This window comes from Aquimarina algicola (assembly GCF_006443095.1).
Taxonomy (GTDB): domain Bacteria; phylum Bacteroidota; class Bacteroidia; order Flavobacteriales; family Flavobacteriaceae; genus Aquimarina; species Aquimarina algicola.
The window spans coordinates 448,712-462,547 of record NZ_VFWZ01000009.1 but is presented as its reverse complement, the minus strand read 5'-3'; the positions used below and the strand labels follow the sequence as shown (position 1 = coordinate 462,547).

The following is a 13,836-nucleotide window of genomic DNA, read 5'->3' as shown; positions in this document are numbered from 1 at the left end:
GATACTATCATTATCATTTGATAACAATTTTCTTAGAGTGACTATTATAATTATGATTTATGTTAACTAGATAAACACCGCTATCAAAATTTGATAAATTAACGGTTTGATTTCCCTTACTCAACGTTTGTTCCTTTAACAAAATTCCTGAGAGGTTATAGATTGAAAGGTTCGCTATCGAGCTTACAAAAAGATTTAAAATCTTTTTATTCATATCATAATATATTTCTGTATTTGGAGAATCATAATCTTTTGCAGCAATTAATGAATTTTCATCTTTTTCTGGAATATTTACTCTTCCATTGTCTTTTCTATATAAAATTTCACTTTTCTTGTATATCTCTTTTTCTTCAGAATTTTGAAATTCGCCTTTTAAATTAACATTTCCTACGATGCTGACTTTGTAGAAGCCTTCTTTTTTAGGGCCTATTTCATTTTCAGATAACTGAGAAGAAACCACAATTCCACCCCCAGGAACAGCAAATCTTGATGGGGAGGCATCGTCTGCTTTTTCTAAACTGGAAAAAGGTGTTTGGGTGGTTACAGCTCTTGGATAGAAAGCATAATTTTTATTATCAACTTTTGCAAGTCGAGCCGAAGCCGCAAAGCCTTTTTCAGTTTTAGTAGCAGATACATTACCTATTAAAGGAGCTGGTGTAAAAGTCCCTGCTTGTATTAATTCTTTTATCTGACTGGGTACTTTTTTATCTATAAAACCAGGTCCTGATCTTATGGCAAAAGAACAATCATTTGCATTAATGTTTCTTAATTGAACACGTCCATTATTTTTTATGTGTGGAGCTAATAAAACTGCGAAATTACCTTTTATACAGTTTATATTTTCTGCGTATAATTCAGAAATTGTTGAAAAATTACTCCCCGCTGGTGTTGACCCTCCATTTTCTAATCGTAAAGCGATACCTCCTGTTGAAGTTAAATTTTTGAATAAGATGCTTTTTGCTCCTTGCACTTGAATTAACCCATATCCCGAATTGGCTCCTTGCATTTCTATGTTTTGTAAAACACCTTTTGTAGGAAATTTATTAAAAATAGGCGCTCTAAAACGATCTGCAATTTTTAAATTAGTAGGTGGTGAACTTAAGGTAATTCCTGACGAAACAGGAAATTTGGCTAAGATTTTAATATTTGAAATCATAAAGTTGGTAACATTTTCTAGCAAAAATGCTTTTATATTGCTTTTGCCCGCAGCCTCATAGTTGATAGTTACAATACCTTTGCCGGATATTTTTACATTTTTTATTGGATCTACTCCTTTTGAATCGTTCTCAATTCCACTTCTAGAACCTATTCTAAAAACAGGTGTATTTTTGTCAGGAGGCAGAATAGTTACTCCTTGTTCAAAAATAATATGTATGTTATTTTTGTTAACAGTGATACCTTGAAACCTATGAACACCACTTGGTATAATAATTTTTATACCTTCTGATGTAGCCTTGTTAATTACTAATTGTATTGCTTCTCGTGTTATACTCTCGCCAAGATTAAATCTTTTGGTTGCTATCGGATCGATTCCATCAAAATAATTTTCAGGTTTAAATTTTTCTTCACTAAAGGCTTGGGCTTCTACTCTTATAATAGAGCATAGCATCATACATGTAAACAGTATTTTTTGTATTTTCATTGGTACTGATCAGGATTTAAGTTTCTCGATATGAGATAGTTTTAATAATATTTATTGGTAAAGACGAAATTACATATTAAAACAGATAGAAGACTAACAATTTAGGTATACAAAAGGATTACAATTTTGTTTTTTTAAAAGTATCCATATGTGCTTATTAACTCATAATTATATTAAGATTGCTATTAGAATACAAATCTCAGGTTTTCGATGTGATACATACATAAAAAGGAATTCACAAAAAGAGAACAAAATAATAAAGCAGTTATAAGCTGGTTGTAAATATATTTAGATAATTCACCTTTAATGTAGATGATACACATATGCCGGCGGATAGTGATGCTTTTCAGGCAACGTTATTATATCATGTTCAGTTTTAGAAAGCAGAAAAAAATATGTAATGGTAACAAATCGATCTCTCAGAATTAAAAAAACAATATTTTTTCTAATTAGGTAGCGTCAGATATTTTTAAACTTAATCCAGCATCTTTTTCTTGTATTATTATTCAATAGATGAAATGACATTAAAAGCAAATTTTTGGTGTCAAATAAACTCATCAAAACCCTAAGACAGGCAATTTTAAACCTTTTGTTTCTAAATGCATTAAAATTAGTGATGATTACATTTTAAGCAATCTCCTTGTTAAATATTATAATTATTCCTATCCTTTTATTATATTTAACTTATAAAATTTTGTTTGTTTATATTTCTATAAAAAAATGCGTAGTCAAGACTACGCATTTTTTATTCTTATATGAGTGATTATTATTTCACTTCTTCAAAATCTACATCCTCTACATCGCTTCCTTCAGAACCACCGTTGGATTGATCTGCACCTGCATCAGGTCCAGGCTGTCCTCCTTGTTGTGCTTCAGCTTGTGCTTTGTACATCTCTTCACTTGCTACTTTCCAAGCTTCATTAATTTTATCTAGTGCCGGTTGGATTACAGCTAAATCTTTAGATTCGTATGCTTTTTTAAGTTCTTCTAAAGCTTCTTCAATTGGTTTTTTCTTATCATCAGATAATTTATCTCCAAATTCGGTCAACTGTTTTTCAGTTTGGAAAATCATTCCATCAGCTTCATTCAACTTATCAGCAGTTTCTTTAGCTTGCTTATCAGCGTCTGCGTTAGCTTCAGCTTCTTTTTTCATTCTTTCGATTTCTTCTTCTGTTAATCCTGAAGAAGCTTCAATACGAATATCCTGAGATTTATTTGTCGCCTTATCAGTCGCAGAAACTTTGATAATACCATTTGCATCGATATCAAAAGTAACTTCAATCTGTGGAGTTCCTCTTTGTGCTGGTGGAATCCCATCCAAATGGAAACGACCAATTGTTTTATTGTCTGCTGCCATAGGACGCTCTCCTTGTAATACATGAATTTCTACAGATGGTTGATTATCTGCCGCTGTAGAGAACACCTGAGACTTTTTGGTAGGAATTGTAGTATTTGCATCAATTAATTTGGTCATTACGTTCCCCATAGTCTCAATTCCAAGAGAAAGAGGTGTAACATCTAATAATAATACATCTTTTACATCTCCTGTCAATACTCCTCCTTGTATTGCTGCTCCGATAGCTACTACCTCATCTGGATTTACTCCTTTGCTAGGAGATTTTCCAAAAAATTGTTGTACCGCTTCTTGTACTGCCGGAATTCTTGTAGAACCTCCTACTAATATAATTTCATCAATATCACTAGTAGATAATCCTGCATTTTTTAATGCTGTACGACAAGGCTCAATTGTTCTCTTAACTAAATCATCTATCAATTGATCAAATTTTGATCTTGTCAATGATCTTACTAAGTGTTTTGGTCCGCTTGCAGTAGCAGTAACATATGGTAAGTTAATTTCTGTTTGTGCAGACGACGATAATTCTATTTTAGCTTTTTCTGCAGCTTCTTTTAAACGCTGAAGAGCCATAGGGTCTTGACGAAGATCCATATTTTCTTCTGCTTTAAACTCTTCTGCTAACCAATCAATTATCTTTTGATCTACATCATCACCTCCTAGGTGTGTATCACCATCTGTAGCCAAAACTTCAAATACACCATCTCCTAATTCTAAGATAGATACATCATGTGTACCTCCTCCAAAGTCAAAAACTACAATCTTTTGATCAGTTCCTTTTTTGTCAAGCCCATAAGCAAGAGCTGCAGCAGTAGGTTCATTGATAATTCTTTCTACTTTTAATCCTGCAATCTCACCTGCTTCTTTAGTTGCTTGTCTTTGTGCATCATTAAAATATGCCGGAACAGTAATTACTGCACTAGTTACATCTTGTCCAAGATAATCTTCTGCCGTCTTCTTCATTTTTTGAAGTGTCATTGCAGATAATTCTTGTGGAGTGTATAAACGCCCATCGATATCAACTCTTGGTGTATCGTTATCTCCTTTTACAACTTTATATGCCGCTCTTTCTGCCTCTTTTGAAGATTCTGAGAATTTATTTCCCATAAATCTTTTAATTGAAGAGATAGTCTTAGTTGGATTTGTAACCGCTTGACGTTTTGCCGGATCCCCAACTTTAATTTCTCCTCCTTCTACAAAAGCAATTACAGATGGAGTTGTTCTTTTACCTTCTGCATTAGGGATTACTACAGGCTCATTACCTTCCATTACAGAAACACAAGAGTTGGTCGTCCCTAAGTCTATTCCTATTATTTTACTCATTTTTATACTTAAATGTTATATTGTTTATTCATAATAATTTACATCAACTAAGTCAATGATTATGCCATTAACATCTATATGACAGGTTGTCACTAAAACCTAAATTACGTACTCTAAAATGACTCATGTATACTAATTTCGAGATCAAAAACTTGAATATATATAATACTAATAGAGAACAATTAGAAGATATGCGATGTATACTTTTTTATAATTATGTTAACATAACTGCAAAAAATAGGTTTATTTATTACCAAAAACTATATTTACCCACTTATTTTACCTCAATAATTATCAATTATGGAATGCATTAGCATTTTTGACATGCTCAAAATAGGCGTTGGCCCATCTAGCTCACATACTTTAGGTCCTTGGCGTGCAGGTAGACGTTGGATAGCAGAATTAAAAAAGAATCAAAATTTTGATACTGTAACTTCAATAACAATAGATCTTTTTGGTTCTTTGTCGCTTACAGGAAAGGGACATGCTACAGATATTGCTGTCATTCTTGGATTATGTGGTTTTGATCCGCAAACAATAGATGTTTCAAGTATTACCGCTATTATAGATACGATTACAACATCAAAAGTTTTACGCTTTAATAACGAATTAGATATTACGTTTGATCCAAAGACACACATTATTTTTAATAGGGATTTCAAAACGTTTCATCCTAACGGAATGACATTTCATGCTACACTAAAAAATGGAGAAAAGATATCTTCTTCTTTTTATTCAATTGGAGGCGGTTTTGTGGTTAAAGAAGAACGAAAGAGAAAGGAAAAAAAATTAACTGCTTTTCAAAAATTTCCTTTACCTATAGAAAAAGCTACTGATCTTCTAGAATATTGCATTAAAAAAAACAAAAAAGTATCAGAAATTGTTTTAGAAAATGAAAGATCATTAAGAACCGATGCAGAAATCAATGAACGAATTTCTCAAATATGGAACGTAATGCTCGAATCTATGTATACAGGTTGTCATACAGAAGGAACATTACCGGGTGGTTTGAATGTAAGGAGAAGAGCATACGATACACATAAAAAGCTAATTGGCAATACTCAATATCAAAATCCAACAGAATGGATTGAGGCGATAAGAGATACAGAAGTAAAATTTCGTCAGATTCTTAAATGGGTATCTTGTTTTGCTCTTGCGGTAAACGAAGTAAATGCATCTTTAGGTAGAGTTGTTACTGCTCCAACCAATGGCAGCGCCGGAGTGATTCCTGCTGTAATGATGTACTACATGGTTATCGAAAATCATGACGCAAATTTTGATGATGTAAAACAATTTATGTTAGTAGCCGGTGAAATTGGTAGTTTATTCAAAAAAGGAGCTACAATATCTGCTGCTATGGGAGGATGTCAAGCAGAAATAGGAGTTTCTTCTGCTATGGCAGCCGGAGCATTAACAGAACTTATGGGTGGATCACCAGAACAAGTACTTATGGCTAGTGAAATAGCAATGGAACATCATTTGGGGTTAACATGTGATCCCATTGCAGGTTTAGTTCAAGTACCCTGTATCGAAAGAAATGCTATGGGGGCGATCAAAGCTATCAATGCTTGTGAAATGGCACTCGATACAGATGCTGCTAATGCAAAAGTACCTTTGGATAAAGTTATAGAAACGATGTGGGAAACCGCACAAGATATGCATACTAAATACAAAGAAACAAGTGAAGGTGGTTTGGCTGTAAAAGTAAGCCTTAGTGATTGTTAATATTATATTTATAAATGCAACGTTAGAAATGTGAAGTCAAATGTTGGGATATAAAATAGTATACGTTTTAAATTCTGGAAACTCTCAGACCTCAAAAATTTATTTCTCACTACTATTATTGCACCCCTGTTTATGTCTGGTATCTGCAATGGCTATAATTTTCCATGATGTACCATCATTGAATAATTGAAATATATTCACACCACAATGACTAAAATTACCATTAATATAAAACTCATAAGGCGTCCACGCATTGGCAATATACTCATCTGCCTTTACGGTATAAAATAATATCCTTTCTTCCCATTTTTGATCAGAAGGTTTGCTTGCAATAGCTATAAGAAATTTTTGAGTATCTGTAGTTCTAGTATCGATTGTCCCTTTTTTGGTTGTATAAACGGTTTGTAAAACTAGTTCTTTACCAATAGTCTTCTTTATTTTGATTGTATCCTGGTTATGAAATCCTTCAAAAAACATCTGGATTGTCTTTTCAATTTCAGCTTCTTCAAGAGTAGATTTTTGTTTGTTTTGAGAAAAAATACTTGTTGATAAGAAAAAGCTACAAACTAATATTGTTTTGTACATACTTTTTGTAATTAAATGTTTAATAATAGTATTAAACAAAATTTCTTACAATATATTTATTTAAGGAGAATTAAAGAAAGATCAAAACAGAATTATACTTGTTACCGTATGAGTAATTGATTACTTTTACAATCTTTAAAAAATAAACCAAAATGTCTACAGCAAAGAAAGATTACAAAAGAGTCACGGTAAAATCCTTGGTGGAAATGAAATCAAATGGAGAAAAAATATCCATGTTAACTGCTTACGATTATACTATGGCAAAAATTGTGGATGGTGCTGGTGTAGACGTAATTTTGGTTGGAGACTCTGCTTCTAATGTTATGGCAGGGCACGAAACAACACTTCCGATTACTTTAGATCAAATGATATATCACGCTTCTTCTGTAATCAGAGCTATCGATCGTGCTTTGATTGTTGTCGATATTCCTTTTGGAAGTTACCAGAGTGATCCTAAAGAAGCGTTACGTTCTGCGATTCGAATAATGAAAGAATCAGGAGCTCATGCCGTAAAAATGGAAGGAGGAAAAGAGGTAAAAGAATCAATCAAACGTACCCTCAATGCAGGTATTCCGGTTATGGGACATTTGGGTCTTACTCCTCAATCAATTTATAAATTTGGAACCTATACAGTAAGAGCAAAAGAAGAAGAAGAAGCTCGCAAACTAAAAGAAGATGCATTAATGCTTGAAAAAATCGGTTGTTTTGCTGTAGTACTCGAAAAAGTTCCTGCAAAATTAGCCAAAGAAGTTGCAGAAAGCATAACAATTCCTGTGATTGGTATTGGTGCAGGAAGTGGTGTAGATGGGCAAGTCTTGGTTACACATGATATGTTAGGAATGACTCATGAATTTAACCCTAGATTTCTTAGACGTTATTTAGATATGTACACAGAAATGACCAATGCTTTTAAACAATATGTAAGCGATGTAAAATCTGTAAATTTTCCTAACGAAAATGAACAGTATTAACCGTTATAAAATAGCATTCACTAAATAAATAATCTAAAGATCCAATTGATCTAAGATGTCAAAAATACTTTCGAATAAAAATAACCTTCTGGTTTTATACGAAGACAACCATATCATAATCGTTAATAAACGTCCTGGTGATATTGTACAAGGTGACAAAACAGGAGATCAACCACTTAGTGAGGTTGTCAAAGAATATATTGCAGAAAAATATAACAAACCTGGTAATGTATATCTTGGTGTTGTACATAGACTAGATCGACCTACCAGCGGTATTGTTGTTTTTGCTCGTACCAGTAAAGCATTGCCTCGATTAAATAAGCTATTTGCCAATAAAGAAGCTCAAAAAACATATTGGGCAGTAGTAAAACAAAAACCTCAAAAAGAAAATGACACTCTTATTCATTGGTTGAAACGAAATCCAAAACAAAATAAATCCTATGCTCACAAAAATGAGATTCCAGATAGTAAAAAAGCTGTTTTAGAGTATAAAGTAATTAAAAAACTAGATCATTATCATCTATTAGAAATTGATCTTCATACCGGGCGTCATCACCAAATACGATCGCAATTATCAAGTATAGGTTCAGCAATAAAAGGCGACCTAAAATATGGTTCAAATAGAAGTAATAAAGATGGAAGTATTCATCTTCATGCTCGTAAACTAGCTTTTGTTCACCCAGTAAAAAAAGAATCTATTACTATTATAGCCCCTCCTCCATCCGATCCTATTTGGGATTACTGTATTTAGTTTTAAATACATCGCTTTTTGATTTATAAGCACTCTTTATGTTTTTTAATTATACCTTTGAGGTAACATTTCTCTAAGTTAATACACTAATATAAAGTGATAACCTCATTTTTTTAAACAATTGTGATCTATATACTATAAATTAAATAAAAAATGGAGCTGATAATCCAAATTTTATTTTCTGAATATAGTAGAAAAAGGAGATTTTATGTATGAAACGTTTAAAGACAAAAATGAACATCATTATTAATTGAGAATACATGGAGTATATAACATATTCATTAGAATTATTTAAAAATATTGATTGGAGTTTCATTTGGAGTATTCTTAGAGATATTGTACTTCCTAATTCAGGGACTTTAATTTTTAATATCATCCTGTTTTTATTCCTAGGATTCATTATTGCTTTTATGTATAATATTTTATTATGGCGTAAAGGTATTTTTAAGAGAGCTCCCAAATATTATAATTGGGTTGTGAAATTATATATTCCATTATTATTTATTGGTATTCTTTATGTTTTTGGTCAATGGGGTTTTATAAGAGGAATCTATAAAATACTGGATAATGAAAAAGTAATGATTGTCGAAGGTATCTATAATAGTTCTGTACAGCAAATTTTTAAATCTGAAGATGCCAAGAATAAATTTGTACTATCAGCGCAAATATTGGCTATGAAAGCCAAATCAGATTCTCAGGATTATGCCATCTTTTTTAAAAAACATCTCACCAAATATGACACCGGCAATTCTTTTTTAAATAGAACTAAAAATAAACTAGTAAAATTTATTGTTACTAATTATAGTGACGACCTCTACACATTAACAATGTATGCGTTTATAGCTTCTGCTGGTAAAGGACATATAGACCTTTCTGAAGCATTACCCTATGAAGAATTTAGCGCCGTTATGGATTTATTGTTAGAAGTAGGATATCAGGATATAGAAAAAATAGTTTTAGAAAAATTAAGTGAGTGGTTCTCTATGGCTATTACATCTCAATATAATGGAATGGTAAAATCAATATTAATCATATTATTTCTTATTCTTATTCTTCCTTTATTAGAATATTTTATTTACAAAAAATGGATACACCCAAAATACATTTCTAATGTAGTTTAAGAAAATTATATTTTAACTATCACGATAATAAATTTGATCGATTTACTTATAAGTTCTAATACTTTCTATTACCACCGAAGTTAAAATTAAAGTACCTCCGATAATCGTAGAGAATTTAGGAATTTCTTGTAAAAAAATCATACCAATAATGATTCCGTATACAGGTTGAACACTACTTATAATACTGGCTGTGGTAATCGAAAACCTCTTAAAACTAGATAAAAATAGTGTATGTCCAAGCGCAGTTGTAAGCAAAGCCAACGTTAATAAAGGTAACCATTGGCTTGCAATGCCTGAACTATTCATAAAAAATAGAAAAGGAGTTAAAAAAATACTCACCACAATTAATTGATACCACATCAGTACAGATCCATTATAATTACCAACTTTGGTCTTCATAATAAGGTTTCGAATCGAATATGCTAATGCAGATAAAATTCCTAAAACGACAGCTTTGGTATAAGAGTTACTAAAGTCAAGATCCGGTACCAAGAAATAAATACCTAATAATACTAAGAATGCTAATAGTAAATGTACTTTTTGAAATTTAGTTTTTAATAAAATAGGCTCTAAAAATGCAGTAATAACAGGATATGTAAATATAGACAACATCCCTACTGCCACATTAGAAAATTTTAATGCATAGAAATATGTAATCCAATGTATCCCCATAAGAACACCACTCAAGATAATTATTGGTCGATCTTTACTACTGGTAGTAAATGATATTCCTTTAAACTTGCAGTACAAGAATATCAAAATACCTGCAAAAATCGCTCTAAAGCCTATAATGACAGGGACAGGCATGTCAATATAACGTCCTAAAGCACCCGAAGTACTTATAAAAAGCATTGCCAAGTTAAGTTCTAAAATATTACGGAGGTGTTGATTTTTTTGCAAAAGAAAAGAGTTAAATGGAAATTCATGATTTAGGTTAGTACGTTGACTTTTAAAAAAAGAGAAATTGACAAGTCATAAGAACAAAAAAGCACTATCATTGTAATTTAGACTCAATAATTTGTCGCTTCAATTTGTGTAAAATTACTGAATTCTATATTAAAAATACTTCATCAACATATTACATTATTCATGAAAAAAGTCAATATCATAATTAGTATATTTTGCTTCGTATTAATCATTTTTTATTGCTTACTTTTTCAATATTGGGTTGGTCCAAATATAGACTCAAATAATTCTGTATATGCATTTGGTATGAGTTTAATATATGTTGCAATCATAGCTATCAACACAATAATTAGCAGTCTCCTGTTTTTAATCACAATTATATTTTGGATACGATCAAAAAAACTGGCTCAACTGGCATCGTTTAGTGTTATACTATTAATTTTCTTTGTCTTTATTTTTCCTTTCATTCTAGCAGATGTTTATGGCTAAAAAGTAATAACGTATCATTTTAAAAAATTATCGAGATAACTTTTTAGATTTTTCCTTAATAATATCAGCCACCGGTCTACTTTCTATATTGCTTTCTAACCAGGATAGAATATCTAGATATAAAAAAGCTCTTTTTTCATATGGGTGATCCTCATATTGTTTTAATCGTTTATGGAGTTTTCTAAACTCATCCTTGATTTGATGGGGAAATATATCTCCTAGATTCTTTAAAAACTTGATCATCTCTTTTTGTACCTCATGCAAATCATTCATCTTGATCAAAAATCTATAGGTTTCTTTTAGTTGAGTTTCCAAATAATAATCCATTCCTGCTTCATAATGTGCTACCAAACTTAATACTCGAGAAAAACACATTAGATCTTCTCTCATTTTCAAAGACCTGTTATTGATAATTTTTGCCAGATACTCAATACACTTTTTATGATTTCCCATCCCAAAGTATAAACACCCGATTTTATAATAAAACACCATGATGTGATGGTCATCAAAGCGATTTTTAAACTCATTAATTCCCGTTAGAATTTCTTCTACCAAATATTCTCCTTCTTCAAAGGTTCCTTCCAAAAAATGAATATTTAGTTTGTTATTATAAATAAATTGAAAAGACAGTACTTCTATATTATCATCTTTAGGAAATGAGGAAGCAGTAATTGTTTTTTCAAATTTTTCGAGAGTATACTTTAATTGTTTTTTATCCTTGATTAAATACAACGATTCTAATAAATAATGATTTCCTCTAAGAAAGAAAACAGGATTTTGTATCATCATTTTGGGTTGCTCATAAAATAAATCGACCCATTTTTTAGAATATCGATAACAAGACAAAAAGTCTTGAATGATAAAACTATACCATAAATGGGCTTTATATAACCAAAGTTTTTCTCTAAAACCTAAGAGACTCCATTCATATTTTGGAAGTTTTGTTTCAAAATAGTTTGTAATTTCTTTATGTTCTTCATCATTTCTAACATATCCACTTTTGAGCATTAATCCATATAATTGCAGTGATAAATTCGACAATCGACTAGTAAGCACATTTTTCATACTCAATGTCTTAGCTTCAATAGTTAATTCATCTGCTCTATTATTAATACTTCTGGTAATGTATTGGGTTTCGATAACTTTTTCTAATTCTACAATCTCGTATGCAATATTATGTTCTTCATTTTCTTTAGCCAATGACTTTGCTTTTTCTAAAATTTTTAGGCTTTGCTTATATAACCCCTTATGATACAAAATAGAAGCAAAATCAAGCTGTTCTCTAATTTGCGATCTTATATTTTGATGAAGTGGACTCAATCGTAAGCTGATCAGTATTTGTTTATATAGATGCGCTTTTAGGTTCGATAATTGTTGTTTTTTTACGATTCCCTTTGCAACAATCAAATCTTCATCTAGCGTATCACTTTTATCCAAATGGTTGAACAAAGCAAGAAATTTTGAATCGGTATTCACTCCAAGCCGTCCAACGTATACTTTAAACTGTCGCTTTTCTGATTTAGAAAGAGATTTTACCAAAACAAACAATGGATCTTTTTGGCCATTAGTCATTGTAAGAATATATATTGTAATTAATTGATTAAAAGAAAGTTAACTTTTTATTAAAATAGTTTAGCATTGTAAAACCAATACTTAAATACTTCCCTTTTGTCATCCCAAAATATAAATTCGTAAGAGATTTAAGAAATATCTTGTAAGAATATTTTTAAAAAGATAATACTTATCAATACTAATATTTACAATCACTTATTTTTAATATGAGTACTAATAAAGTTCAAATATTCGACACTACCTTAAGAGATGGCGAGCAAGTCCCCGGATGTAAATTAAATACACAACAAAAATTAATCATCGCCAAGCAACTAGATTTCTTAGGTGTTGATGTTATCGAAGCCGGTTTTCCTGTCTCTAGTCCGGGAGATTTTACTTCGGTTAATGAAATTTCAAAAGTAGTAAAGAATGCTACAGTTTGTGGGTTAACTAGAGCTGTAGAAAATGACATCAAAATTGCGGCAGAAGCACTTAAAGAGGCAAAAAGACCTCGAATTCATACAGGAATAGGTACATCAGATTCTCATATCAAATACAAATTTAATGCGACCAGAGATCAAGTTATCGAAAGAGGTATTGCAGCTGTAAAATATGCCAAATCTTTTGTTGAAGATGTAGAATTCTATGCAGAGGATGCAGGCAGAACTGATAATGAATTTTTAGCCCGTGTTTGCGAAGCTATGATCAAAGCAGGAGCTACAGTACTCAATATACCAGATACAACAGGATATTGCCTCCCGGAAGAATACGGAGAAAAAATCAAATACCTCAAAGAAAATGTAAAAGGAATTGATAATGTGATTATCTCTTGCCATTGTCACAATGATTTGGGGTTAGCTACAGCAAATTCTATTGCAGGGGCAATACATGGAGCACGTCAAATTGAATGTACTATTAATGGAATTGGAGAACGTGCCGGTAATACCTCTTTAGAAGAAGTAGTAATGATCATGAAGCAACATCCATATCTTAATCTTAATACAGATATCAATTCTAGATTGTTATATGAGACAAGCCAGATGGTATCAGACCACATGGGAATGGTAGTACAACCCAACAAAGCTATTGTTGGCGCAAATGCCTTTGCTCATAGTTCTGGGATACATCAAGATGGAGTGATCAAAAACAGAGAAACGTATGAGATTATCGATCCGGCAGAAGTTGGTGTCACAGAATCTGCTATTGTGCTTACTGCAAGAAGTGGTAGAGCTGCATTGGCATATAGAGCCAAAAAAGTTGGTTATGAATTAACTAAATTACAATTAGATGATGTCTATCAAGAATTTTTAAAATTCGCAGATCGCAAAAAAGAAGTTGTAGATTCTGACATACATCAAATTATGAGAAATAGTAATGTTGCTGCTGCGGTAGCATAAACATTTTTAACACCACCTGCA

General features: G+C 31.6%; 10 protein-coding genes. 5 read left to right on the top strand and 5 right to left on the bottom strand.

All coding sequences use genetic code 11. From position 1 onward, the window contains the following. Positions 1–13: 13 nt before the first annotated feature. On the bottom strand, positions 14–1,642 hold the full coding sequence (locus FHK87_RS23740; RefSeq protein WP_140597367.1) for a T9SS type A sorting domain-containing protein: 1,629 nt from the start codon (positions 1,640–1,642) through the stop codon (positions 14–16). 766 nt (positions 1,643–2,408) lie between these two features. Further along, a complete protein-coding gene (gene dnaK / locus FHK87_RS23735; RefSeq protein ID WP_140597366.1) occupies positions 2,409–4,319 on the bottom strand; it encodes a molecular chaperone DnaK in 1,911 nt (636 codons plus the stop codon). A 300-nt stretch (positions 4,320–4,619) separates the two neighbouring features. On the opposite strand from dnaK, the gene FHK87_RS23730 reads away from it, so the two are divergent. Further along, positions 4,620–6,044: an L-serine ammonia-lyase gene (locus FHK87_RS23730; RefSeq protein WP_140597365.1), complete on the top strand. Its 1,425-nt coding sequence runs from the start codon at positions 4,620–4,622 to the stop codon at positions 6,042–6,044. Between the two features lie 99 nt (positions 6,045–6,143). On the opposite strand, the gene FHK87_RS23725 is transcribed toward FHK87_RS23730, so the two are convergent. Further along, positions 6,144–6,629 carry a nuclear transport factor 2 family protein gene (locus tag FHK87_RS23725; RefSeq protein WP_140597364.1) on the bottom strand — a complete coding sequence of 162 codons (486 nt, stop codon included), beginning with the start codon at positions 6,627–6,629 and terminating at the stop codon, positions 6,144–6,146. A 152-nt stretch (positions 6,630–6,781) separates the two neighbouring features. Between FHK87_RS23725 and panB the strand changes: the two genes are divergently transcribed. The 3 genes from panB to FHK87_RS23710 all read left to right on the top strand — a co-directional run bounded on the left by panB (position 6,782) and on the right by FHK87_RS23710 (position 9,472). Then, positions 6,782–7,600, top strand: a complete 819-nt coding sequence (gene panB, locus FHK87_RS23720) for a 3-methyl-2-oxobutanoate hydroxymethyltransferase (protein WP_140597363.1) — start codon at positions 6,782–6,784, stop codon at positions 7,598–7,600. Between the two features lie 55 nt (positions 7,601–7,655). Further along, positions 7,656–8,351, top strand: a complete 696-nt coding sequence (locus FHK87_RS23715) for an RluA family pseudouridine synthase (protein ID WP_140597362.1) — start codon at positions 7,656–7,658, stop codon at positions 8,349–8,351. Between the two features lie 260 nt (positions 8,352–8,611). Beyond that, on the top strand, positions 8,612–9,472 hold the full coding sequence (locus FHK87_RS23710; protein WP_140597361.1) for a hypothetical protein: 861 nt from the start codon (positions 8,612–8,614) through the stop codon (positions 9,470–9,472). A 42-nt stretch (positions 9,473–9,514) separates the two neighbouring features. On the opposite strand, the gene FHK87_RS23705 is transcribed toward FHK87_RS23710, so the two are convergent. Further along, positions 9,515–10,372, bottom strand: coding sequence for a DMT family transporter (locus FHK87_RS23705; RefSeq protein ID WP_226294403.1), 858 nt, complete (start codon positions 10,370–10,372; stop codon positions 9,515–9,517). A gap of 522 nt (positions 10,373–10,894) precedes the next feature. Then, a complete protein-coding gene (locus FHK87_RS23700) occupies positions 10,895–12,439 on the bottom strand; it encodes a class I SAM-dependent methyltransferase (RefSeq protein ID WP_140597360.1) in 1,545 nt (514 codons plus the stop codon). 206 nt (positions 12,440–12,645) lie between these two features. Between FHK87_RS23700 and FHK87_RS23695 the strand changes: the two genes are divergently transcribed. Then, positions 12,646–13,815 carry a 2-isopropylmalate synthase gene (locus FHK87_RS23695; RefSeq protein WP_140597359.1) on the top strand — a complete coding sequence of 390 codons (1,170 nt, stop codon included), beginning with the start codon at positions 12,646–12,648 and terminating at the stop codon, positions 13,813–13,815. Positions 13,816–13,836 lie beyond the last annotated feature (21 nt).